21 protein-coding genes are annotated in these 23,259 nt (G+C 74.7%); 6 read left to right on the top strand and 15 right to left on the bottom strand.

Going from position 1 to position 23,259, the window contains the following annotated elements:
* Window positions 1–12 precede the first annotated feature (12 nt).
* The 5 genes from ACNQOV_RS08435 to ACNQOV_RS08415 form a co-directional block, all read right to left on the bottom strand.
* Window positions 13–675, bottom strand: coding sequence for a response regulator (locus tag ACNQOV_RS08435; protein WP_416394133.1), 663 nt, complete (start codon window positions 673–675; stop codon window positions 13–15).
* A complete protein-coding gene (locus ACNQOV_RS08430) occupies window positions 672–1,955 on the bottom strand; it encodes a sensor histidine kinase (RefSeq protein WP_416394132.1) in 1,284 nt (427 codons plus the stop codon). Before ACNQOV_RS08430 ends, ACNQOV_RS08435 begins: the two co-directional genes overlap by 4 nt.
* Window positions 1,952–2,635, bottom strand: a complete 684-nt coding sequence (locus ACNQOV_RS08425) for a DedA family protein (protein ID WP_416394131.1) — start codon at window positions 2,633–2,635, stop codon at window positions 1,952–1,954. The genes ACNQOV_RS08430 and ACNQOV_RS08425 overlap by 4 nt, the downstream gene beginning before the upstream one ends.
* Window positions 2,636–2,754: 119 nt before the next feature.
* Window positions 2,755–4,299, bottom strand: coding sequence for a D-glycero-beta-D-manno-heptose 1-phosphate adenylyltransferase (gene rfaE2 / locus ACNQOV_RS08420; protein ID WP_416394129.1), 1,545 nt, complete (start codon window positions 4,297–4,299; stop codon window positions 2,755–2,757).
* Window positions 4,296–5,696 (bottom strand): aldehyde dehydrogenase family protein, encoded by a 1,401-nt coding sequence (locus ACNQOV_RS08415; protein ID WP_416394128.1) that lies wholly within the window; start codon window positions 5,694–5,696, stop codon window positions 4,296–4,298. The genes rfaE2 and ACNQOV_RS08415 overlap by 4 nt, the downstream gene beginning before the upstream one ends.
* Window positions 5,697–5,830: 134 nt before the next feature.
* Here ACNQOV_RS08415 and ACNQOV_RS08410 point away from each other — a divergent pair, with 134 nt between their 5' ends.
* Window positions 5,831–6,937, top strand: a complete 1,107-nt coding sequence (locus tag ACNQOV_RS08410) for a glycosyltransferase family 9 protein (protein WP_416394127.1) — start codon at window positions 5,831–5,833, stop codon at window positions 6,935–6,937.
* A gap of 54 nt (window positions 6,938–6,991) precedes the next feature.
* Here the strand turns inward: ACNQOV_RS08410 and ACNQOV_RS08405 are convergent, their stop codons facing one another.
* The 7 genes from ACNQOV_RS08405 to ACNQOV_RS08375 form a co-directional block, all read right to left on the bottom strand.
* Window positions 6,992–7,696, bottom strand: coding sequence for an SDR family oxidoreductase (locus tag ACNQOV_RS08405; protein WP_416394126.1), 705 nt, complete (start codon window positions 7,694–7,696; stop codon window positions 6,992–6,994).
* A gap of 66 nt (window positions 7,697–7,762) precedes the next feature.
* Window positions 7,763–9,130 carry a PfkB family carbohydrate kinase gene (locus tag ACNQOV_RS08400; RefSeq protein WP_416394177.1) on the bottom strand — a complete coding sequence of 456 codons (1,368 nt, stop codon included), beginning with the start codon at window positions 9,128–9,130 and terminating at the stop codon, window positions 7,763–7,765.
* Between the two features lie 77 nt (window positions 9,131–9,207).
* The gene (locus ACNQOV_RS08395; RefSeq protein WP_416394125.1) at window positions 9,208–9,831 is read right to left on the bottom strand and encodes a D-sedoheptulose-7-phosphate isomerase; all 624 of its coding nucleotides are present in this window, start codon (window positions 9,829–9,831) and stop codon (window positions 9,208–9,210) included.
* Window positions 9,828–11,252, bottom strand: coding sequence for a glycosyltransferase (locus tag ACNQOV_RS08390; RefSeq protein WP_416394124.1), 1,425 nt, complete (start codon window positions 11,250–11,252; stop codon window positions 9,828–9,830). The genes ACNQOV_RS08395 and ACNQOV_RS08390 overlap by 4 nt, the downstream gene beginning before the upstream one ends.
* Complete coding sequence (locus tag ACNQOV_RS08385; RefSeq protein WP_416394123.1) at window positions 11,249–12,250, bottom strand: glycosyltransferase; 1,002 nt, start codon at window positions 12,248–12,250, stop codon at window positions 11,249–11,251. Before ACNQOV_RS08385 ends, ACNQOV_RS08390 begins: the two co-directional genes overlap by 4 nt.
* A gap of 41 nt (window positions 12,251–12,291) precedes the next feature.
* Window positions 12,292–13,371 (bottom strand): glycosyltransferase family 9 protein, encoded by a 1,080-nt coding sequence (locus tag ACNQOV_RS08380; protein WP_416394122.1) that lies wholly within the window; start codon window positions 13,369–13,371, stop codon window positions 12,292–12,294.
* Window positions 13,368–13,919 carry an HAD-IIIA family hydrolase gene (locus tag ACNQOV_RS08375; RefSeq protein ID WP_416394120.1) on the bottom strand — a complete coding sequence of 184 codons (552 nt, stop codon included), beginning with the start codon at window positions 13,917–13,919 and terminating at the stop codon, window positions 13,368–13,370. Before ACNQOV_RS08375 ends, ACNQOV_RS08380 begins: the two co-directional genes overlap by 4 nt.
* A gap of 100 nt (window positions 13,920–14,019) precedes the next feature.
* Between ACNQOV_RS08375 and ACNQOV_RS08370 the strand changes: the two genes are divergently transcribed.
* From ACNQOV_RS08370 to ACNQOV_RS08360, 3 genes are all read left to right on the top strand, one after another.
* Complete coding sequence (locus tag ACNQOV_RS08370; protein ID WP_416394119.1) at window positions 14,020–15,021, top strand: glycosyltransferase family 9 protein; 1,002 nt, start codon at window positions 14,020–14,022, stop codon at window positions 15,019–15,021.
* Between the two features lie 50 nt (window positions 15,022–15,071).
* Window positions 15,072–15,428 carry a PRC-barrel domain-containing protein gene (locus tag ACNQOV_RS08365; protein WP_031263208.1) on the top strand — a complete coding sequence of 119 codons (357 nt, stop codon included), beginning with the start codon at window positions 15,072–15,074 and terminating at the stop codon, window positions 15,426–15,428.
* A gap of 93 nt (window positions 15,429–15,521) precedes the next feature.
* On the top strand, window positions 15,522–16,541 hold the full coding sequence (locus ACNQOV_RS08360) for an SGNH/GDSL hydrolase family protein (protein ID WP_416394118.1): 1,020 nt from the start codon (window positions 15,522–15,524) through the stop codon (window positions 16,539–16,541).
* On the opposite strand, the gene ACNQOV_RS08355 is transcribed toward ACNQOV_RS08360, so the two are convergent.
* Window positions 16,493–17,383: a universal stress protein gene (locus ACNQOV_RS08355; protein ID WP_416394117.1), complete on the bottom strand. Its 891-nt coding sequence runs from the start codon at window positions 17,381–17,383 to the stop codon at window positions 16,493–16,495. The two genes, ACNQOV_RS08360 and ACNQOV_RS08355, sit on opposite strands and share 49 nt — an antisense overlap.
* A 220-nt stretch (window positions 17,384–17,603) precedes the next feature.
* On the opposite strand from ACNQOV_RS08355, the gene ACNQOV_RS08350 reads away from it, so the two are divergent.
* Both ACNQOV_RS08350 and ACNQOV_RS08345 read left to right on the top strand, forming a co-directional pair.
* Window positions 17,604–18,056 (top strand): NUDIX domain-containing protein, encoded by a 453-nt coding sequence (locus ACNQOV_RS08350; protein WP_416394116.1) that lies wholly within the window; start codon window positions 17,604–17,606, stop codon window positions 18,054–18,056.
* A 152-nt stretch (window positions 18,057–18,208) separates the two neighbouring features.
* Window positions 18,209–20,224, top strand: coding sequence for a carboxypeptidase regulatory-like domain-containing protein (locus tag ACNQOV_RS08345; protein ID WP_416394115.1), 2,016 nt, complete (start codon window positions 18,209–18,211; stop codon window positions 20,222–20,224).
* Window positions 20,225–20,808: 584 nt separating this feature from the next.
* On the opposite strand, the gene ACNQOV_RS08340 is transcribed toward ACNQOV_RS08345, so the two are convergent.
* Both ACNQOV_RS08340 and ACNQOV_RS08335 read right to left on the bottom strand, forming a co-directional pair.
* Window positions 20,809–22,170: an MFS transporter gene (locus tag ACNQOV_RS08340; protein ID WP_416394114.1), complete on the bottom strand. Its 1,362-nt coding sequence runs from the start codon at window positions 22,168–22,170 to the stop codon at window positions 20,809–20,811.
* Window positions 22,171–22,403: 233 nt separating this feature from the next.
* Window positions 22,404–22,895, bottom strand: a complete 492-nt coding sequence (locus ACNQOV_RS08335; protein ID WP_416394113.1) for a hypothetical protein — start codon at window positions 22,893–22,895, stop codon at window positions 22,404–22,406.
* Window positions 22,896–23,259 lie beyond the last annotated feature (364 nt).

Here is a 23,259-nt window from a genome sequence, read left to right as displayed (position 1 = left end):
CGTCGCCCTGCGTCAGCCGCCGGGCGTCACCAGGCCCGTCTCGTACGCCAGCACCACCGCGTGCACGCGGTCCCGCAGCTGCAGCTTCGCGAGGATCCGTCCGACGTGCGTCTTCACGGTCTGCTCGGCGATGAAGAGCTCCGCGGCGATCTCCCCGTTCGACCGGCCCCGTGCGAGCAGCAGGAACACGTCGCGCTCCCGTTCCGTGAGCACCTCGAGCGCCTCGGTCCGGGGCGCCACCGGCAGCGGGCCCGCGACGAACGCCTCGACGAGGTGCCGGGTCACGCGCGGAGCGAGCAACGAGTCGCCGGCCGCCACCGTCCGGACCGCCTGCACGAGCTCGTCGGCACTGGCGTCCTTGAGCAGGAAGCCGCTCGCACCGGCGCGGAGGGCGTCGAACACGTAGTCGTCGATGTCGAAGGTCGTCAGCATGACGACCCGGACCGGTTCGGTCGCGGGTGCGGCCGTGATCCGGCGGGTCGCCTCGATGCCGTCGAGCGCGGGCATCCGCACGTCCATCAGGACGACGTCCGGCCGGAGCCGCAGCGCCTCGACGACCGCTGCGGCGCCGTCGGCGGCCTCGCCGACGACCTCGATGCCGTCCTGGGCCTGGAGGATCGCCACGAGTCCCATGCGGAACATCTGCTGGTCGTCGACCACCATCACACGCGTCATCGGGCTCCTCGGTCGGCCTGCGGACGCAGGGTGGTGGTGCCGGGGTGGCAGGGCAGGGTGACCCGGACGCGGAAGCCGCCGGACGGCAGCGGTCCGTGGTCGATCGTCCCGCCGAGGGCCGCGACGCGCTCCCGCATGCCGGTGAGCCCGAACCCGCCGTCGTCGGGCGGGACGATCGCGACGGTGTCCCGCGGTGGTGCCGCGTTCACGACCTCGACCGCGAGCACCGCGTCGCGCCGTACGACGGTCACGGCGGTCTCGGCACCCGGGGCGTGGCGTGCGACGTTCCCGAGGGCCTCCTGCACGACGCGGTAGGCAGCGAGTCGGGCCAGCGGGTCGATCGTGCCCCCGGACGCCCCCTCGTCGAGCTGGAGCGCGACCGGGATCCCGGCGGCCTGCGTGGCACGGGCGAGTGCGGGCAGGTCGTCGAGCCCGGGTTGCGGAGCCCGTTCGGCGGCGGTGTCGGCGCGGAGCGTACCGAGCAACTGGCGCATCTCCCGCAGGGCGGTCCGCGAGGTCTCGGCGATCGCGGCGAACTCGGCGCGTGCGGCCGGCGGCAGGTCCGCCACGCGGAAGGGTGCCGACTCGGCCTGCATGTGCACGACCGACATGCTGTGCGCGACGACGTCGTGGAGCTCGCGGGCGATCCGGGAGCGTTCCTCGACCGAGCGGCGTCGGGCCTGCTCGAGCTCGACGTCCCGACGGGCCTCGGCGAGCTCGACCCGGACCGCCCGACGCTGCCCGACGGCCACGGCCGTGCCGGCGAGGAGCAGGGAGCTGCCCGCGGAGACGACGAAGGTGGCGGCCCAGACGTCGGCCGGCTCCCAGCGTCCGGGTGCCACCGCGACGAGGGCGAGGGTCAGCACCGTGGCCGCGGTCCAGACGGCTGCGGTGAGCCGCCAGTCGGTCCGGACGCCGAGCACGACCAGGAGCGCGCCGACGCCGATGATCGCGGTGACCGGGAGCGGCCACGGACCGGCGGGCGACCCGGCGGTGAGGAGGCCGAGCGCCGCCACCGCCGCGAGGTGCGCCACCGAGGAGGTCCGCGGCAGGACCGGGGCGAGCCCGAGCGAGACCGAGAGGACCGCGGTGACGAGCAGTGCGAGGGGGACGGGCACGTCGTACACCGCCACCGTCACGGGGGCCGCGACCGCGAACAGGGTCGCGGCGACCACGACGAGCACGATCCGAGCGACGACCACGGGCCAGGTCGCCCACTCCCGACGCGTCGACCACGGCCGGCGTCGGCGGGGCGTCACGGGTGGGACGTGGGCGGTCACGGTCGAGCGGTCCCTCCGGCGTGGGCGAGCTGCGGGGCGGGTGGTGCCGTGTCCATCTCGGCCGCACGGGCCGCGGCGCGGGCGTCCCGCTTCCGGCCGACTCTACCGAGGACGCGGTCGACGGCGATGCCGAGCCCGGCGGCGACCACCATCGAGACGAGCGCGGCGACGACGGGTTCGTGCAGCACGCTCGACGTCGCGAGGGCGATCCCGATCGAGGTGGCCGACCACGCCAGTCCGGCGATCGAGCTGATCGCGAGGAAACGGCGGTACGGCAGCCGGGTGGCGCCGGCGGTCATGTTCACCGCGACCCGTCCCACGGGGATGTACCGGCCGACGAGGACGAGGCTCGCGGACCGCCGTTGCATCTGCCGCTCGGCGAAGGCGAACGCCGAGGCGATCCGTGGGCGGCGGGATCGCGCGAGCCGGTCCAGTCCGATCCGACGGCCGATCCAGTACGCGACGGAGTCCCCGGCGACCGCGCCGAGCGCGGCGGCCACGAGCACCCCCGCGAGGAGCGGCTGTCCGGAGGTCGCGGCGACGGCGGCGACCGCGACGAGGGCCGTCTCGCTCGGCACCGGCGGGAAGAAGCCGTCCACCAGGCAGAGCACGAACAGGACGACGAAGACGAGCGGGCTGGTCGCCAGCTCGACGACGAGCGGGGTGATCTGGTCGAACACGGTGGCTCCCTCCGCCGACGGACCTCGTCGACGGTCCCGACGTTACGGAACCGCGCGCCTGCTGCCATCCCCCGCGGGTCTCGACCACCCCCTACCGTGGTGTGACGTCGCCCGACCGGTCAGGCGGCGCCGTCCGACCCGTCGGCGGCCGTCGCCTCGCGCGCGATCGTCTCGGTCGCCGCGGCTGCCTCGGTCGCCGCGGCTGCCTCACGGATCCGTCGGACCACGGCCGTCGTGGAGTGCTCCGGGACGTAGTCGACCATGACGACCTCGCCGCCGTAGCCGCGCACCACCGCGGTCTCCCGCAGCATCTCGGGGGAGTAGTCGCCGCCCTTGACGTAGACCTCGGGCCGCAGCCGCTCCAGCAGGGGGATCGGGGTGTCGGTCGCGAAGACGGTCACCAGGTCGACGCACGCGAGCGCCGCGATGACGCCCGCCCGGTCCTCGGCCGGGTTGATCGGACGCTCCGGGCCCTTCAGCCGCCGGACGGAGTCGTCGTCGTTGAGCGCGACGACGAGCAGGTCGCCGAGGTCGCGGGCCTGCCGGAGGTAGGTCGTGTGTCCGCGGTGCACCACGTCGAAGCAGCCGTTCGTGAACACGATGCGCCGACCGGCCGCCCGCGCGTCCGCCACGGCGCCGGCGAGTTCCTCGTGGTCGACGACCGTGGCCGCCGGCGCCGTCACGGACTCCAGGAGCGCCGCGGCGGTGCAGACGGACGTCCCCGCCTCACGGACGACGACGTCCGCGGCGGCCTGGGCGACGGACACGGCGTCGCGGAGCGGTGCGCGCACCGCGAGCGCCACCGTCACGGCGGCGCAGAAGGTGTCGCCGGCACCGGACGCCTGCTGCTCGGACGCCGGGACGGCACGCGTGCGGAAGCCGTCGGCAGTGCCGTCCTCGACGAGGACGGTGCCGTCGCGGTCCAGCGTGACGACGGCAGCGCGCGCGCCGGTGCGTCGGAGGACCTCCTGCCGGGCGTCCACGACCGCCGAGGCCCGGTCGCTGCCGGTCCCGAGCGACGCATCGAGCAGTGCCCCGGCCTCGCCGGCGTTCGGCGTGACGAGGTCGGGTCGGAGGTGCGCCCAGCGGGTGAGGTCGTGCGCGTCGACGACGACCGCGGCGGGACGGTCGGCGTCGAGCACCGGGACCACGTCGGCCGGGTCCACGCCGAGCCCGTAGTCGCAGACGACCGCGGCGTCCGCGCACCGGAGCGCACGGGCGACGGCACCGGCCAGACGCACACCGTGCTCGGCGGTCGGCTCGGCGGCGATCTCGTCCACGCGGACGACGACCCGGTCGCCGCCGACGACGCGCGACTTCGTCGTGGTGCGGGTGCCGGGGACGACGACCATGCAGGACGTGTCCACCCCGGCGGCGTCGAGGCGTTCGCGGAGCACGACACCGGCCTCGTCGTCGCCGAGCAGCCCGACCATCCGGACGCGTGCGCCGAGCGCGCGGGCGTTCACGGCGGTGTTCGCCGCGCCGCCCGGGACCGCGACCGTCCCGGTGACACGGACCACCGGGGCCGGTGCCTCGCGCGAGACCCGTTCCGCCTCGCCGACGGTCCAGCGGTCGAGGATGCAGTCGCCGATGACGACGACGAGCGGTTCGCGGTCGTCGACCGCGGCGACGAGCTCCCGGACGAGCCGGACGTCCGCGCTCACCGTGCGCCCCCGGCGGGCGGTGCCGCCTCGAGGTGCACGACGGTCGTGGTGGTCAGCTCGTCGAGCAGGTGCGGGCCGTACCCGAACCCGGCACCCGAGGCCCCCCGGGGCTGGGCGCTGCCGCCCGGGGCGCCCCCGAACACGGCGTTCACCTTCACCGTGCCGACGGGGAGCTCGGCCGCGGCGCGCAGGGCGTGCCCGGTGTCGTTCGTCAGCACCGTGGCGGCGAGCCCGTACCGGTCGGCGGCGGCGAGCCGGAGGCCCTCGTCGAAGTCCTCGACGACGCGGACGGGGGCGATCGGCCCGAAGGTCTCCTCGGTCATGACGAGCATGTCGTCGGTGACACCGGTGAGCACGGTCGCGGGGTAGAAGGTGCCAGGGCCGTCCGGTGTGGCCCCGCCGGTGCGCGCCGACGCACCACGCTGCAGGGCATCGTCGACGTGCGACTGCACGGTGCGCCGGAGCCGGTCGTCGACGAGCGGCCCGTACTCCGCCGCCGGGGCGGAGGTGCGCCGCTCGGCCTCGGCGACGAGTGCGGTCACGAACGGCTCGGCGACCGCGCGGTGGACGTAGACCCGCTCGACGCTCGTGCAGATTTGGCCGGTGTTGGCGAAGGCTCCGAGGGCGACCTGGGCCGCGGCCCACACCGGGTCGACGTCGCCGTCCACGACGACCGCGTCGTTCCCGCCGTTCTCGCGCACGACGTGGGCGCGGGTCCGCACGGCCGCCTCGGAGAGCCGGTCGCCGGTGGCGGTCGACCCGACGTGGGCGTAGACGTCGATGCCGTCCTGATCGAGGAGCAGCTCGCCGGTGGCGGCGTCGCCGTCGACCCCGACGAGGACGCCGTCCGGCAGGACCTCGGCGAGCAGGGCGTTCAGGCGGGCGATCGTCGCGGGGGAGCGCTCGCTGCCCTTGTGCACGACCGTGTTGCCGGTGACGATCGCGGCGCCGAGGATCCCGCACGCGACGGCGACCGGGTCGTTCCAGGGAGTGAGTGCGAGCACGACGCCACGCGGGTGCGGCACCGACCAGTCGGCAGCGCCGAACGCACCGCGCAGGGCCTCGCCGCGGTGCACGGGTCCGAGCTCGGCGTACTGCACGAGGGTCCCGATGCCCGCTTCGACCCCGCCGATCGCGTCGCCGGGGACCTTGCCGGTCTCGCGGGTGTTGAGCTCCGCCAGCTCCTGTGCGTGCGCACGGACGTGCTCGGCAGCGCGGTGGAGCAGGGCTCCGCGTCCCGCAGGCGCGGTGCGAGCCCAGGCCGGTGCAGCCGCGCGGGCACGCGCGACTGCTTCCCGGACCTCGTCCTCGGTGGCGCGCCGCACGGAGCTGGCGAGGGCCCCGGTGGTCGGGTCGGCCACGACGATGTCGTCGGTGGCGGGGGGTGCGATCGTCATGGTGTCCTTCCGAGGGGCTGCCGGGCGTCCGACGCTCCTCGCGCGGTGCTGGGCACGTCCACGGCATCGCGTTTCTCGTCCATCCGGCGTCGCTGCTGGACGCCCGGGCGGCGCACGGTCGGTAGACGGGACGGGTGCAACTGATCGGCAACGGTGGAGAACCCTTCGACGACGTCCGCGAGATCGCGGTGCTCCGGGGCGGTGGACTCGGCGACCTCATGTTCGCCGTCCCTGCGATCGAGGCCCTCGCGGCGGCCTACCCGGCGGCGCGGGTCACCCTGTTCGGCACGCCGATCGCACCGGCGGTCCTGCGCGGTCGGACCGACGCCGTACACGCGTTCGAGGAGCTCCCGGTCGTGCCGGGCGTCCGGGACGCCGGAGCCGGTGCCGGTGCCGGTGCCGGTGCCCCGACCGTCGAGGCCTTCGAGGCGCGGACCGTCGGCCGCTTCGACCTGGCCGTGCAGCTGCACGGCGGCGGCCGGAACTCGAACCCGTTCCTGCTCCGCCTCGGCGCCCGGCACACGGTCGGCACCGCCACCGAGGACGCCGAGGTGCTGGACCGCTGGGTCCGCTACGTCTACTACCAGCACGAGGTCCTGCGGGCGCTCGAGGTCGTCTCGCTCGCCGGTGCAGCACCGGTGGTGCTCGATCCTCGCGTCCGCGTCACCGACGAGGAACGCCTGGCGGTCCGCGACGGACTCGGGGTGACCGACCGGCTCGTCGCGATCCACCCGGGCGCCACCGACCCGCGTCGACGGTGGAGCCCGGAGCGCTTCGCCGCCGTCGCCCTGGCGCGGCTCCGTGCCGGCGACGACGTGGTCCTGGTCGGCGACGCGACCGACGTCCCCGCGGCCCGCGCGATCCGGGCGGCACTGCCGGACGAGGTCGTGGGCCGGCTGCACGACGTGACCGGATCGCTCCCGCTGACCGAGCTGCCCGCGGTGCTCGCCGCCGCCGACCTCGTGGTCGGGAACGACTCCGGCCCACGGCACCTCGCGGTCGCCGTCGGGACGCCGACGGTCGGGGTGTTCTGGTTCGGCAACGTCGTGAACGCCGGGCCGTTCGACCGCGGCCGGCACCGCGTGCACCTCGCCTACGTGACGCGGTGCCCGGTCTGCGGCATCGACGTCACGCAGGTCGGGTGGACGGCCGAGCGCTGCGCGCACGACCCGTCGTACGTCGACGAGGTCGATCCGGAGGCGGTCCTGGCCGACGTCGAGGACCTGCTCCGCACCACGTGACGGGAGGCGCGGTGCGAGCCCGCACCGCGCCTGGCGTCCCGCACTCGGTGCGGTCTACGGCCAGCTCGGCTCCGTCGCCGGCATGATCGACATCTCGCGGATCTCGCAGCCGGCCGGCTGCGACAGCGCGAACAGGATCGCGTTCGCCACGTACTCGGGCTCGATGAGCTGCGCGTCCGGACCGGGCTTGTACTGCTCGGTGCGGTCCGCGAAGAAGTTCGTGCGCATCCCGGCGGGGATGACGTTCGTCACGCCGACGCTGCCGCCGGTCTCGGCGGCGAGCGCCTGCGAGAACCCGCGGACACCGAACTTCGACGCCGAGTAGGCGGTGCCGTCCCCGACCCCGCGCAGGGCGAGCGAGGACGAGATCGTCACGACCCGGCCGTGCGAGGCCTCGAGCGCCGGCAGCGCCGCACGCACGACCGCTGCGGTGCCGAGCAGGTTGACGGCGACGATGCGCTCCCAGTCCCCGGAGGAGATGCCGCCGATCGGCGCGGGCTTGTCGATCCCGGCCGCGGTGACGACCGCGTCGAGACCGCCGTGCCGCTCGGCCGCGTCGCGCACGGCACGCTCGGTGGCCTCGGTGTCGGTGACGTCGACCGCGACCGCGTCGGTGCCCCCCGGGACGGCGTCGACCCGCAGGTCGAGGACGATCGGGGTACCGCCGGCCTCGGTGACCAAGGCGACGACGGCGGCTCCGAGGCCGGAGGCGCCGCCGGTGACGAGGACGCGGCCGATTGGGGTGGTGGGGACGGGCATGGACTTCCTTCCGTGGTGGTGGTGCTCGCGCGCGGTCCGCGCGCGAGCGTCGTGGGACGTCGAGGCTCAGCCGACGTGCTCGAGCGCGGCCGCGAGGCGGGTCGTCGAGCGGCCGGGGTGGAACGGGACCGTGACGACGCGGCCACCCCACTCGGCGAGGGTGGCCGTCTCGGGCAGCTCGCTCGCGGTGTAGTCGCCGCCCTTCGCCCACACGTCGGGCCGGAAGCGTCGGAGGGCCTCGTCGGGTGTCGGCTCGTCGAACACCACGACGGCGTCGACGCAGTCCAGCGCGAGCAGGAGTTCGACGCGGTCGTCCTGGGTCATGATCGGTCGTTCGGGACCCTTGAGCGCCCGGACCGAGTCGTCCGAGTTCAGGCAGACGACCAGGCAGTCGCCGAGCGCGCGGGCGGCGGAGAGGGTGCGGGCGTGGCCGGCGTGCAGCAGGTCGAAGCAGCCACCGGTCGCGACGACCGTCCCCCCGGCACTCCGGACGTCGTGCACGACGCGCATCGCGTCGCGGTCGGCTCCGGGGACGCGCACGGGTGCGGGGCCCTCGTCCGCGAGGAGTGCGGTCACCCCTCCGGCGGCGAGGTACTCGGAGGCGGCGTCGACCCCGGCTGCGACGGCGTCGGTGACGTCGGACCCGGACGCGAGCGCCACGGCGACGCTCGCAGCGAGTCGGTCGCCGGCACCGCAGGGGTCGCCGGCCGTCACGGACGGGGCGGGGACGAAGCGGTTGCCGGACCGACCGTCCGCGACGAGGGCGCCCCGGTCACCGAGCGTCACCGCCACGGCGTCGACGCCCCAGCGCGTGACCAACGCTTCTGCCGCTTCGGTCGCGAACGGCACGCCCTGTCCGCCGACGTCGGTGAAGCCGCGCGCTTCGGCCTGGTTCGGCGTCGCCACGGCGATCCCGGCGACGGGCTCGGCACCCTTGGGGTGCGGGTCCCACACCACGGGGACACGCTCGGCGGTGCGGGCGATCGCGGTGCGCAGGGCCGGCGCGGCGGCGACACCGCGGCCGTAGTCGGCGACGACCACGGCGTCCACGGTGTCGAGCGCGGCCAGCATCTCCGGCGTGGCATGTGGCACCGGCGGGGTGGCGCACCCCTCGTCGATCCGCACGAGGGCGTGGTCGACGACGCGGACGCGGGTCTTCACCGGGGTGGGCGCGCCGGACGGCCCGGCGACCACGGTGACGTCGGGCAGCAGGGACCGGATCTCGTCGGCCGGGCCGTCGTCGCTCAGCACCGTGACGAGGGTGACGTCGTGTCCGTCCCGGGCGAGCATCGTCGCGACGAGGCCGGCGCCGCCGGCGCGTCGGTCGTCCGTGCGGACGTCGACGACGGGCACCGGTGCGTCCGGGCTGAGCCGTTCGCTGGTCCCGGAGACGTCGACGTCGAGCAGGGTGTCGCCGACCACCGCGATCCGCAACCGCACGGGACCACCAGGGGCGGCCGTACCGACCAGCTGTCGGCGGGTGCCCGGCCGCTGTCGGCGGGTGTCGGCGCTCATCGGCGGCCGCCACGGCGGAGCGCGGGCTCCATGGCGCGGCAGAGCGCGTGCACGAGCACGAGCTGCGCCTCCTGCACGTTCGCGGACGCCCCGTCGATGCAGATCGCGTCGTCGACCGCTTCGGCGAGGGGGTTCGGACGCGGGCCGGTCATCGCGATCGCCCGCGCGCCGACCGCCCGTGCCGCGGCTGCCGCACGGAGCAGGTTCGGGCTCCTCCCGCTGGTCGAGAGCAGCACGACCACGTCCCCGGCGCGGGCGTGCGCCGACACCTGCCGGGCGAACACCTCGTCGTAGCCGTAGTCGTTGCCGATGGCTGTCACGGCCGACGACTCGGCGTGGAGCGCGATCGCGGAGTAGGCGGGCCGGTCCCCGTCGAACCGTCCGACCAGCTCCGACGTCAGGTGCTGCGCCTCGGCTGCGGACCCGCCGTTGCCCGCCGCGAGCAACCGTCGGCCGGCGACGAGCCGCGCAGCGATGTCGTCCGCCCAGTCGGCGATGTGGTCCCCGTGGTCGACGAGCGACGCGATGACGGGGACGGAGGCGGCGACGTGGTCGAGGACCACCCGGGCACTCGCCGTGGTGGCGTGCCCGTCGAGTCCGGTCTGCTGGTCGATGGTCATCGTGCGGTCCTCTCCGTCGGCTGCACGGCGCGGGCGATCCGGCCGGCGTCGGTGCTGCGCGTGCGTGCGGCTGCGCGGGTGCGTGCCGCGGCGGTGGTCCCGGCGACGGCCACCGACTCCGCGGCGGTGGCGCCGGCGACGCCCACCGACCCCGTGGCGGCGGTCCCGGCGACGCCCGCCGACCCCGCGACCCCTGTCGTCCCGGCGAGGAGGCGCTCGTAAACGCGTTCGCTGTCCCCCGCGACCTTCTGCCAGGTGTACCGGGCCTCTGCACGTTCCCGGCCGGCGCGCCCGTAGGCCTCCCGTCGGTCCGCGTCGTCGAGCAGCGCACCGACCGCCCGGGCGACCGCGTGCTCGTCGCGCGGGAGGACGTGCAGCCCCGTGGCGTCCTCCACGACGGTGTCGATGAGTCCGCCGACGCTCGAGGCCACGACCGGTCGACCGCACGCCATCGCCTCGAGCGGCACGATGCCGAACGGCTCGTACCACGGAGCACACACGACGACGTCGGCGCTGCGGTAGACGGCGGGCATGTCGTGCTGACCGAGCTGGCCCCGGAAGGTCGCGTGGTCCCGCACGCCGAGCTCCCGCGCCAGCGCGTCGAGCCGCTGGTACTCCGGGTCGTCCGGCAGGTCGGCGCCGGCGACACCGGCACCGCCGACCACGACGAGTTCGACGTCGCGTCCGGCGTGCACGAGGTCCGCGAGCGCGGCGATGGTCGTGCCGACGCCCTTGCGCCGGACGAGGCGGGAGGCGGACAGCACCCGGAACGGACGCTGCCGCTCCTCGACGGGGCCGTCCGGTCGGAACAGCGTCGTGTCGACGCCGCACGGGACGACCGAGATGCGCTGGAGCGGCACTCCGAGGGCCTTGAGCTCGAAGGCCTCGTCCGAGCAGGTCGCGACGACCTGGTCGACGCTCCGGCCGACGGCGGGTTCGATCCACTCACGCTCGGCTGGACTGGTGTCCGCCGAACCCTGGTGCCGACGCTTCACGACACCGAGCGCGTGGAAGGTCTGCGCAACGGGGATCCGGACGCCCCCGGTGCGGGCCTGCACCTGGGCGACGGCCTCGAGCGCAGCGTGCCCGGACATCCAGAAGTGCCCGTGCACGACGTCCGGCCGGTCGACGAACCACTCGGCGGCGAGGACGGACGCGAACGCCCCCATGTACGGGAACAGCTCGTCCTTGGGGACGTGCCGTGCCGGACCGGCATCGACGTGCACGACCTCGACGCCCGGTCGGAGGAGCACCCGGACCGGCTGCCCAGCGTCGTCGCGCCGGGTGTAGACGGTGACCCGGTGGCCCCGGTCCGCGAGTGCACCGGACAGCTCCGCGACGTGGACGTTCTGGCCACCAGCGTCGACCCCGCCGAGGACCGCGAGCGGACTCGCGTGCTCGGACACCATGGCGATCTTCATCCCAGGCTCCCTTCGAGAGCGGCTCCCGCCGCTCGGTTCGTGCGCCCCCCGCGCGTGACCACGTCGTCGAGCAGGTCGTCCCAGTCGGCCAGGTACCGTCCGAGCGCGTGCCGCGCCAGCACGGCCTCCCGTGCCACGGCCCCGCGGCGACGTGCTTCGTCGGGGTCCTCGAGCAGGGTCCTGGAGGCGCGGACCAACTCCTCGACGTCGGTCGCGATCGCGCCCGCCTCGGCGGGGACCGTGCGACTCGCGTCGGTCGTCGCGAGCGCCAGGACGGGCATCGCCATGTGCATCGCCTCGATGAGGGACAGTCCGAGGGACGTCCACCGGTTGGGGTGCACGTAGGCGCGACGCTCCGCGAGCGCGGCGTGCATCGGGTCGGACGGGACGTCGCCGAGCGCGACCACACCGTCGCCGAACCCGAGTTCCGGCAGTCGTTCGGTGGCCATGCCCCACACGTCGACCGGCGCCACCGCGGCGAAGCGGGGGAGCAGGTCCGTCCCGACCACGCGGTTCCGCCGGACCGGCTCGTTGATGACGACGCCGAAGCGGTCGAGCGAACCGGTGTACAGCGGCCCGGGGTCGACGACACCGTGCTCGATGACGGTCGTCCGGGTGGTGCCGCAGTCCCACATGAGCGCGTTCCAGTGCGTGACGTGCGCGATCGTGAGGTCGTCGCGGTCGCGGAACGGGTGCAGGCTGTTCGGCACGTCGATCCGCGGTGCGTTGTGCTCGACGACGACCACGGGCACCTCCCGACCACCGAGCAGTCGTCGAGCGAGTTCGCGTTCCTCCACCCGCTGCACGACGACGACGTCGACCTCGGCGGCGGCGACGTCGGCCGGGTCGATCTCGACCGCCGAGTCGGGCCAGTCCCGGCCACCACGGCCGAGGCCCCACGCGTCGCGCTCGGCGTTCGTCGGGATGAGGTACTCGTGCGTGCCGCGGACGAAGGCGTCCATCCAGCCGCCGTGCACGTGCCACACGAGGATCCGCATGCGGGCCTTCCGGTCGAGGAGAAGTGGGAGCAGTGCGGAAGCTACGCAGCACCCTCTGGCGCGCTCCGCAGACTTCTCCGGTCCATCCACGAAGCGCGGTCGAGGAGCCGTTCGTGCGCTTCGAGGACGTCCTCGGTGCGCACGGAGGACAGGCACGGGTGGCCCGGCACCGGGCACTCGCGGGCCCGGCTGAGGCGGCACGGAGCCTGCTGGTCGCCCAGCAGTTCGACGAGCGGCGCGTCCGGCGCCCACTTGACGGCGGGGACGACCGGCGAGAACAGGCTCACGATCGGTGCCCCGACCGCGGCCGCGAGGTGCGCCGGCCCGGTGTTGCCCACGACGACGACCTCGGCGCCGGCGAGCACCGCCGCGAGCTCGGCCGGCGTCGTACGACCACCGAGGTCGATCGCGGTGTCCCCGGCGACCCGGGCCGTCAGCGCGCGTTCGCCCGGCGATCCCGTGACGACGACGGGCATCCCGCGGGTCGCGTACGCGGCGACCAGGTCGCGGTGCCGCTCCTCCGGCCACGCGCGCGCCGGGACGCTGGCGCCGGGGTGCACGACGACGTAGCGGTCCAGGGCGGCCACCTCGGCAGGCGGGTCGACGTCGAGACGCACGCCGAGCCTCCCGGCGTCCCCCTCGGGCGGACGGAACCCGGCCGCTGCGACGATGCGCAGCGCCCGTTCGGCCTCCGGAACGTCCTCGGGGAGGTCCTCGCCGGGGCGGAGCCGCACGTCGAGCAGGAAGCCGGGGTGGTCGACGCTGGCACCGGAGACCCGGCCGACGCCGGCGAGGCGGAGCAGGAGCGCCACGGGGAGTGGCGACTGGTGGAACGAGGTGAGGACCACGGCCTCGTCCGGTGCCTCCTCGGCGACCAGGGCGCGGAACTCGGCGAGCACGGCGTCGTCGACCGGTCTGGCGGTCTCGGTCACCCACGGCGCCGCCCAGACCCGGACCCGGTCGACACCGGGCAGCAGGTCCGCCGCGGGGGCACCCTGCGGCCCGCACAGCATGCTTACGTGGGACGCCCCGGCGGCGACGGCCCGGACAGCAGGGCCCGCGACGAGCACGTCCCCGAACGAGTCGAGCCGGACGACGAGGACCCGGGGGCCGGCCCTCACGAGCGGACCGTCCGCACGTGCTCGAGCACGAGGGCGACCGCGTCCTCGATCGTCGCCGCGACCGTCGGTGCGGCGTCGACCTCCTCCTGCCGGGTGCGCGGCGTCGGGACGAGCACGGCCTGGGCGCCCGCGGCCAGCGCCGCTCCGACGTCGGCGCCGATGTCCCCGACGACCACGAGCTCGGACGGGTCGAGGCCGAGCCGGTCGGCCGCGTCGAGGACCATCCCGGGGCGGGGCTTCCGGCACGCGCAGTCGTCGTCGGCGTCGTGCGGGCAGACGCACCACACGTCGAAGGCTCCGACGAGTTCGTCGACCCGGGCGTTCGTGGCGTCGACCTGCTCGCGCGTCGCCGTCCCCCTCGCGATCACCGACTGGTTCGTCACCACCCCGAGCGCGAGTCCGGCCGCCCGGGCACGACCGACCGCCCGCCGCGCGCCGGGGACGGGCACCACCAGCCTCGGATCGGCGTTGTAGGGGACGTCGACGACGAGCGTGTCGTCGCGGTCGAAGAGGAGACCGCGCACGGTGCGGTCCGGAGCGAGAGCCATGCCCCCGACCTACCGGCGCGCAGCCGGGGGCCGGCTCAGGAACAGCCGGCGAACGCGATCCCGGACGAACGGACCGGCGCCCACGGCTACCGTCGCCCGCGTGACCGCCGTCCCCACCCTGCCCCCGTCCGACGGGCGCCCCGAGCTGCTCGTGCTCCGCGCCATCAAGCTCGGCGACCTGCTCGTCGCGGTGCCCGCACTGCACGCGCTGCGCCGCGCCTTCCCGGACCACCGGATCTCGCTCGCCACCACGGCGTGGCTCGCGCCCGTCGTCGAACTCCTGCCGGACGTCGACGTGCACCTCGCCCAGCACGGTCTGGACCACCCGATCGGTGCGCCCGCCGGGGCGATCGACGTGGCGGTGAACCTGCACGGCGCCGGGCCGGAGTCCTCCGACCTGGTCGCGGCCCTCGGTGCCCGTCGGGTGATCGGCCACGCCGACCCCACGAACGGCTTCGACGGGCCTGGTTGGCCCGACGGCGTGCACGAGCGCGACCGGTGGGCCCGCCTGCTCGCCTGGCACGGCATCGCCGCCGATCCCGACGACGTCGGCATCGCGCGTCCGGCGACGCCCCCGGTCGCCGAGGGGGCAGCGGTCGTGCACGTCGGCGCCTTCCACGGCGCACGGCACTGGCCGACGGACCGCTTCGCCGCCGTGGTGCGCGGACTGCGAGCGCGCGGCCTCGACGTGGTCCTGACGGGAGGCGCGGACGACGTCGAGCGTGCGGCCGCCGTCGCGCAGGCGGCCGGGCTGGCGCCGGGGGCGGTGCTGGCCGGTGTGCTGCCGCTGCAGGACTTCGCGGGCGTCATCGCCGCCGCCGCGCTCGTCGTCACGGTGGACACCGGGGCGGCGCACCTCGCGTCCGCCTACGGGATCCCCTCGGTGGTCGTGTTCGGACCGGCGCCACCCGAGGCGTGGGGGCCGCCCGCAACGGGTCCGCACGTCGTCCTCACCGACGCCTCGGTGCGCCGCGGCGACGTCTTCGCCGAGGACCCGGACCCGGCGCTCCTCGCGATCGGTCCCGACGACGTGCTCGCCGCGGTCGACACGCTCGCGGTCGGTCGACGACCCGCTGTGACCGACGGGACGGCCGCTCAGTAGCGTGGCCGTTGAGCGACCCGGACACGCCGGGTGCTCACGAGGAGGCACACGTGTTCGAAGCCGCGAACATCCGGGACTGGATCGGTCTGCCGGTCGTCGACGAGGCGGACGACAAGGTCGGCACGCTCGAGAGCATCTACTACGACACCGCGACCTCCGAGCCCGCCTTCGGAGCGGTCACCACGGGGATGGTCGGCTTCCAGAAGCTCCTGTTCGTGCCGCTGACCGGTGCGCTGGTCGCGCCGAAGCACCTGCGGGTCGCGTACCCGAAGAAGCTCGTGAAGGACGCGCCGACGATCGCGACCGACGGCGAGCTCGACGCGTCGCTCGAGCCGGAGGTCTACCAGCACTACGGCCTCGAGTACCGCACGGGCAGCGGGGGAGAGCGACGCCTGGGCCGTCGCTGACCGCCGGCGACGGGTCGGCGCGTTAGCCTGGTTCGTCCGACCCGTCCCTGGAGGCCGAACCTGCTCCGCTCCGTCCGCTCGACGCTGCTCGCCGTGGTGGCGGTCATCGTCGTGCTCGCGGGGTCGGTCGCCGGCGGCGGTGCGGTGTCCGCTGCGCCGATGTGGCCGGTCCCGCAGCCGTACCCGGTGACCGGCGACCCGGTCGAGACGCTCGCCGACATCCCACCGGGCAGCGAGTACGTCGCACTCGGCGACTCGTACTCGGCCGGCTACGGGCTGTCCGATCCCACCCACCTGCCGACCGGCGCCTGCGGACAGTCCGCCCAGGACTACCCGCACCGCATCGCCGCACGGTTCGGGCTCGACCTCACCGACGTCACCTGCGGCGGTGCCACGAGCGACGACGTCACGAGCGGATTCCAGTTCAAGGGGGTCCCGCCGCAGATCCGGTCGCTGTCCGAGCGCACCCGGTTGGTGACGCTGACGATCGGCGGCAACGACGCCGACCTGTTCGGCACCGCGGCGTCGTGCCTCGCCCTCTCCCCGAAGGGCCCGGTGTTCTCCGGCCGCGACGCGCCCTCCTGCCGCAGCACGCTCGTCCGGGACGGCGAGGACATGCTCCGGACGAAGATCGAGTCCCGCGTGGCGCTCGGCATCGCCGACACCCTCGCCACCGTGCGGGAGGCCGCGCCGAACGCGACCGTCCTGTTCATCGGGTACCCGGCGATCTTCCCGGACACCGACCACACGCCGAAGGGCGGCTGCTTCCGGTCCGCGCTCGACCTCGGGACCCTGGCGGGCTCCTTCCCCTCGAACACCTACCCGTTCACGAACACCGACGTGCGGTACCTGCACGGCGTGCAGGAGGCACTGAACGACGTGTCGGCGTCGGCGGCACGGGCCGCAGGGGTCCGGTTCGTCGACGTGTTCTCGAGCACCCAGGCGCACTCGGCGTGCGCGACGAAGAAGCCCTACGTGTCGGGGGTCTCGCTCGACGGGACCGGTGACCTGCGGCGGATCGACCTCGAGCCGGGCGCGCTGCACCCGAACACCCGCGGCGTCGCCTACCTCACCAAGCGCGTCGCGGCGGCCGCCCGGGACCTCGCCGGCTGATCCGCCGCTCCGGCGACCGGGGCGTCGTGCGCCGCGGGCGGGACGACGACGACCGGCGACACCGTCTCGCGCAGGACGTCGTGCAGGACCGAGCCCGAGAGCGCCGTCACGTGCCCGAGCCCGAGCACCACGACCGAGGCGCGACGCGTGTGCGCAGCGATCGCGTGCCCCGGGTGGCCCTCGACGAGCAGCGGGTGGAAGCGGACGTCGGGGTAGCGGCCCACCAGGTCCGTCGTGACCCGCTGCAGGAGCTCGGCGTTCCGGGTCCGCCACCGCATCGGGTCCTCGGCGAAGTCCGTGAGACCCGTCCGGGTGAGCACCGGCATCTCCCACGCGCGGAGCAGCGTCACCCTCCGGCGGAGCCGACGGGCCTCGTCGACGGCGATCGCGAGGGCGCGGTCGTCGACCGGTTCCTCGACCGCGAGCACGACGTCGCCGGCGATCGGATGGGGTCCCTCCGGCACGACGACCGTCGGGACCGCTGCGCGTGCCGCGACACGGGCCGGGTCCCCACCGGCGGTGGAGCCGCGACGGCCGCGGAACGTGCCGATGACGAGGACGTCGCCGCCGTCCGACTCCTCGACGAGTGCCGTGGTGAACGGTCCGGCGTGCCGTCGTACCTCGACCCGCGCGTCGGGCATCGCGGCCCGGGCAGCGTCCGCCACCGCGTCGGCGACGCGTTTCCCGTCCGGACCCGTGCGACCCTCGATCGCCGGGTCGACCCCGATCACCCGGATGCGGTCGATGCCCGTCCCGGCCCGGTCGGTGACCCAGTGCAGGGCCTCCTCGTGCGGCGCTGCCGCATCGGCGGCCAGTGTGACCGTCCTCCACCGTTCGTCCATCCCGATCGACCTCCTCGTCCGGGGTCCTCCGGGGCGTCGTCATGGCGCTCCTCACCCTGCAAACTACTCCCGCTCCCCGGTCGCGGACCCGACCCGTCGGCACGGTGCGGACGCCGACCGGGCCGACCCGCGCCTCCTGGACCAACCGGCGCAGCCGGGGACCGACCCGCACCGCGCGGCCCCGCGTCGACACCGTCCGCCGCCGGGTAGCGTCGCGCTCGTGGTGCTGAGCGCGGGACTCCTGCTGTACCGGACGGACGACGTCGGCGTGCAGGTCTGGATCGCGCACATGGGCGGGCCGTTCTGGCGGAACCGACCACGCGCGTGGTCCATGCCGAAGGGGCTCGTCGAGGGGGACGAGGACCCGCTCGAGACCGCCCGCCGCGAGTTCGCCGAGGAGATCGGGGTCGCCGCGCCCGACGGCCCCGTCACGGACCTGGGGGAGGTGCGCCAGGCGTCCGGCAAGCGTGTGCGGGTGTTCGCGGTCGCGGCCCCCGCGTTCACGGTCGACCGGGTGCGGTCGAACACGGCGCGGATCGAACTGCCGCGGGGATCCGGCCGGTACGTCGAGGTGCCGGAGGTCGACGACGCACGGTGGGTGCCGGTCGACGAGGCGCGCACGATGCTCGTCGCGGGACAGGTCGCCGCGCTCGACCGGCTGCCGGAGGGGTGACCCGCGCCGGACACCGGTCGACGGTCACCTGTCCCGATCACGGCATCGTGTGGACGGTCTTCGCGCTCCCTGGATAGCCTGAGGAGGCGTCGAGACACCGACGTCTGGCTCAGGGACCAGGTCAGCACGAGCAGGGGAGCACGATGCGGCGCTTGCGCACCGTCACGGCGGCACTGACCGCCCTCGCACTCGGAGGGGGACTCGCGCTCGTCGGCGCGTCGTCAGCCTCCGCCGCACCGGCCGGACACTGGGGGACCTTCACCCTCGCCGGCCAGACCAAGGCCTACACCGGCACCGTCAGCATGCCTGGCTTCCCGGAGACCACCTTCACGTCGAACTCGCGGCAGTCGACCGTCGTGAGCGGCAACTCCACCTGGCAGGGACCGAACACCGGCCCGGGCGCGGCGTACGGGTCGAGTCGTGGCAACACGTACCTCAACCAGCGACCGCTCGCCGACGCGGCCGGCCAGCCGTCGGTCACCACGTACACCTTCGCCGAGCCGACGCCCGGTGCGAGCAGCTGGTCCTTCGTGCTCGGTGACGTGGACGCCGACCGTGCGACCATCTCGGCCGTCACCCAGGCCGGTGCCGCCGCGACCGCAGCCGACCTCGGGTTCCAGAGCGTCTACAACTCGTGCTCGGCGACCTCGCCCGGTGGCTGGTCGTGCCCGGCGGACCCGGACGGGTCGACCGGTCGAGACGTCCCGACCTGGGACCCGGCGACGTTGACGCTCACCGGCAACGCCGGCTCGGTGGACACCGCGGGCGCGACCGCCTGGTTCACGCCGACGACCCCGCTGACGAGCCTGACGATCACCTACGAGCGCCGCAGCGGGTTCCCCGTCTACCAGACCTGGTTCGCGAACCGCACCGCCGCGATCACCGGTACGGCCACGCTCGACGGCACGCCCGTCCCCGGGGCGACGGTCACCGTGACGGCGCCGCGCGGCACCGTGTACACGACGACGACCGACGCCGACGGGAAGTACGCGTTCCCCGAGCTCCCCGTCATCAACGACTACTCGGTGTCGATCTCCGCGCCGCCCGGGGCCGACGGTGCTTCGACGGCGACGGACGTCTCGTTGAACGGCGTCCCGGGCGGCGCGGACCAGGTGCGCGACTTCACGTTCACGTCCCCCGACGGGACCACCGCGGTGATCGGACAGGTCGTGGACGACGCGGGCAACCCCGCAGCCGACGTGCCCGTGGTCATCACCGACCCGAACGCGACCGACCCGATCGAGACGGTCACGAACGAGGACGGCTACTACACCGCGTCGGGCCTGACGCCGAACACGGCGGTCACCGTCGCGGTCGACGGTGCCGACCCGGTCACGGTCACGACGGGTGCAGCCACTCCCGCGGCACCCACGCGAGCCGAGCCGATCGTGACCACAGCCGTCGCGAGCGTCGGTGGGGTGGTGCGTCTCGACGGCGCACCGCAGGCGAACGTGACCATCGACCTGCTCGACGCGTCGGGCACGGTCGTCGACACGACGGTCACCGGAGCCGACGGCTCCTACTCGTTCACGACGGTCGGTGGCACCTACACGGTCCGCTCGGCACTGCCGACGCCCGACGCGACGGGCGCAGCGACGAGCACCGCGGTGACGCTGGTCGGCGGGGGCGCGGACCAGACCCGCGACTTCGCCTTCACCACGCCCGCGGCGCCGGTACCGGTCACCACCAGCGCGAGCGGTCGGGTCGTGGACACGAACGGTGCTCCTGTGGCCGGGCGCACCGTGACGGCGACGCCGGACGAGGCGGACTCTGGCGCGCCCGTGACGGCCACGACCGGTGCCGACGGCCGCTACACGCTCGACGGACTCGCCCCGTCGACCGACTACACCGTGTCGGTCACCGGGAGCGACGTGACGATCGGGTTCACGTCCGGCCTCGACGACACCGACGTGGTGACCGTCGACGACCTCGTCGTGGCAGCCGCCGCGACGCCGACCGCCTCCCCGGTGCCCACGGCGAACCCCGTCCCGACGACCACGCCGGTCGCCGCGACGGGATCCGGTCCGACGAGCGGCGCCCTCGCCTACACGGGTGCCGACCTGACGCCGGGGCTCATCGCCGCGGGCGTGCTCGTGCTGCTCGGCGGAGGGCTCCTGACGTTCCGCGCGGTGCGCAACCGTCGCCGGACGTCGCACCTGCAGGACTGACCGCACACGCGAGGGGCGGGGCCGGCGCTGCCGGTCCCGCACCTCGTCGTCTCGTGCGCGGCGCGTCGGCCCGTGCCGTGCCGTGCCGTGCCGTGCCGTGCGAGGTTGCTCGCTCGGTGCTGGCTCGTAGCGCCGCACCCAGCCGTCAGCCTCGCACCGGATGACGGACACCGCACCGTGCGGAAGTGGCCCCGTGCCAGACGTTCGCCGGCCGGCCTCGTGCCGGAGCAGCACCGATGCGCCACACCGTGCCGGATCCGCCACCCCGTGCGAGGTTGCTCGCTTCGCGCCCGCCTGTAGCGCGGCACCCAGCCATCAACGCCGCACCGATTGACCGACACCGCACCGTGCGGAACTGGCCGCGTGCCAGACGCCCGCCGGCCGACCTCGTACCGGACCAGCACCGACGCGCGGCACCGTGCCGGATTCGCCAGCCCGTGCGAGGTTGCTTGCTCCGTGCCCGCCTGTAGCCCCACACCCAGCCGTCAACGCCGCACCGAGTGACCGACCCGGCACCGTGCGCCGCGCCGGACGGCCGGCTCGCCCCGCGCCCCCGCGGCCCCGCGCCCCCGCGCCTCAGCGCCTCAGCGCCCGCGCCGCGTCGGCACCGAGCCCGTGGCCACCGCGACCGACCCCGTGAGGGTCTGGATCGCCCGCGACACCACCGGCACCGAGGTCGTGACGACCTGGAGCGACGCGGTGATCGCCTCGATGGACGACGTCGACAGGTGCTCCTGGTTGTGCGTGTGCACCGGGAAGCCCCGACGCGCCGCGATCACGACGCCGAGCGACCCGACCAGCACAGCGGCGCCGGCGAACGGCATGGACTGCAGGCCGACGACCCCGAGTGCCTGCCCACCGATCGCGGCCCCTCCGGCGATGCCGATGTTGGACGCACCGTTGACGAGGGCGCCCGCGATGTCGGGGGAGACACCGCCGGTCCGGATCGCCGCCGCCATGAACAGCGTGCCCGTGGTGCCGTTGGCGGCCATCCACACGCCGGCGACGACCATGGTGCCGAGCAGCGACCCGTGTACGAACGGCAGCACCGCGAACGCCGCGGCCATCACGGCGACGGCTGCGATGAGGGTCTGTCGCGGTGCCCGGTCGACGAACATCCCGGCTAGCCAGAGCCCGACGACACCCGTGCCGCCGAGGACGAGCAACGCCCCGCTGACCATGTCGGCGTCGAGCCCGGCGTCGACCGCGTAGGGCCCGATGTACGTGTAGACGACGTAGTGACCGGCGAAGAGCAGCAGGTCGGCGACCACGACGGAGAGCAGGCCGGTGCGAGCCCAGGCCTTCGGCGAGCCGATGTGCGGCGAGGAGGCCCCGCGGACGCTCGGCAGGAACAGGAGCGCGACCACGGCGAGCACCGCGGCGGCGACCGCGACGGCACCGACGGCCGGGCGCCACCCGATGGACTGCGCGACCCAGGTCGCCACGGGAACGCCGATGACGAAGCCGAGCGAGCTGCCGGAGTACACGAAGGCGATCGCACGACCGGCGAGCCGCGGCGGGACGATGCGCGTGGCGTACGCCGAGGCGACCGAGAAGAACAGCGCGTGGGCGACACCGCCGACGACCCGGCCGGCGCACACGACGGCGAAGGACGGCGCGAGGGCGATCATCACGTTCGACACCGTGTAGCCGACGAGCGTCGCCACGAGGACGGTCTTGCGCGGGAGCCGGGCGGTGAGCGAGGTCAGCGGGAGCGCGAGGATCGCCACCGCCGCGGCGTACACCGTGACGACGATGCCCATGGTCGACTCGGAGACGCCGAGGTCGGCGCTCATGGTGCCGAGCAGCCCGACGGGCATGAGCTCGGTCGTGATCGCGAAGAACGTCGCGAGACCGAGCACGGCGATGCCCACGACGGACTGCGTGGTGACGGTGATCGGCCGCGTGTTCGTCGACACGGCCGAGGTGGTGGTGTGGATGGACACGCTGCTGACCTCCTCCGGGGAACGGCGGAGCGCGCGTCGGTGTCGACGTGACGACGACCGGACCGGACGGTGCCGGCCGACGATGCGCGCTCGCTGTGGTGTGTGGGTTGTGGGTACGACTCCACGGCGAGTGCGCTCTTCCAGTGTTGCACGGTGCACCGATGAGATGCGAGAGCCTTCGCCGAGAAAGTCCTAGGAGCGCTCCAACGCCTGTGGCGCCCAGGCATTCCCGGTCAGTTCTCGTTCGTCACCGTGCCCTGCACACCGCCGCCCCGGAGGTTCAGCGTCAGCGTTCCGCTCATCGACTGCGCGGACAGCGACACCGACCCGTGCAGCGCGTCCTGGCGCGGGTAGCACGCCGAGGTCGACTCCAACCGGTTCGCCGTCGCGACGAGGCAGATCGTGGATCGGTCGGTCCCGACGCCCGCCCAGACGCTCCAGGGCGTCTCGAACGAGCCCCCGTCGAGCGCTCGGTTCGTGAAGATGAGCCGGGTCGTCCGGAGCGTCACCGGCGCCTCGACCGGACCGGGCAGCTGGTCCGCGTAGGTCTGCGGCATGTCCAACAGATCCTCGAGCGTGATGGTCCCGGCGCTCGGCGTGACGCTCGGCGCCGCCGCGGGGTCCGGTCGCGACGTCCCGACGACGGTCCCGGCGGCGAACGCGACGCCGACCGCGGCGGCGACCCCGAGACCGACCCACACACGCGGGCGCGTGGTCCCGATCACGCGCGTGATCCGATCACGTACGGCGCGGGTGCGGTCCTGGAGGCGCGGCGCACCCCCGCCTCCGACGCCCGCCCCCGCCTCGTGGCCGGGCATCGTGCGTCCATCCGGACCACCCGTCCCGTCGCCAGGGGCGCCGGTGGCGCCAAGGGCGGCGGCGCCGCCGTCGACGTCGGCCGACACGTCCGCGTCGGCCCGGCGCACCGCCGAAGCGGCTGCGTCCGGCAGAGCGCCGACGGCCCCGGGACCGACCGGTGTCACACCGGTCGGTCCCGGGGTGGATGCGGACCCCGGAGCCGGGGCCGGAGCTGTGGCACCGGGAGCTCGGGACGCGTCTCCGCCGGCCGCGCCCGCCGCTGCCCCCGAC

This window comes from Curtobacterium sp. LFS084, from assembly GCF_047977705.1.
GTDB lineage: Bacteria > Actinomycetota > Actinomycetes > Actinomycetales > Microbacteriaceae > Curtobacterium.
The sequence above is the reverse complement of the archived record's forward strand: the minus strand, read 5'-3'. Positions and strand labels throughout refer to the sequence as shown.

What these genes read in the sequence shown, in the direction of transcription:
- ACNQOV_RS08435 (WP_416394133.1), bottom strand. Translation starts at nt 675, where the DNA reads ATGACGCGTGTGATGGTGGTCGACGACCAGCAGATGTTCCGCATGGGA.
- ACNQOV_RS08415 (WP_416394128.1), bottom strand. Translation starts at nt 5,696, where the DNA reads ATGACGATCGCACCCCCCGCCACCGACGACATCGTCGTGGCCGACCCG.
- ACNQOV_RS08405 (WP_416394126.1), bottom strand. Translation starts at nt 7,696, where the DNA reads ATGCCCGTCCCCACCACCCCAATCGGCCGCGTCCTCGTCACCGGCGGC.
- ACNQOV_RS08395 (WP_416394125.1), bottom strand. Translation starts at nt 9,831, where the DNA reads ATGACCATCGACCAGCAGACCGGACTCGACGGGCACGCCACCACGGCG.
- ACNQOV_RS08390 (WP_416394124.1), bottom strand. Translation starts at nt 11,252, where the DNA reads ATGAAGATCGCCATGGTGTCCGAGCACGCGAGTCCGCTCGCGGTCCTC.
- ACNQOV_RS08385 (WP_416394123.1), bottom strand. Translation starts at nt 12,250, where the DNA reads ATGCGGATCCTCGTGTGGCACGTGCACGGCGGCTGGATGGACGCCTTC.
- ACNQOV_RS08375 (WP_416394120.1), bottom strand. Translation starts at nt 13,919, where the DNA reads ATGGCTCTCGCTCCGGACCGCACCGTGCGCGGTCTCCTCTTCGACCGC.
- ACNQOV_RS08355 (WP_416394117.1), bottom strand. Translation starts at nt 17,383, where the DNA reads ATGGACGAACGGTGGAGGACGGTCACACTGGCCGCCGATGCGGCAGCG.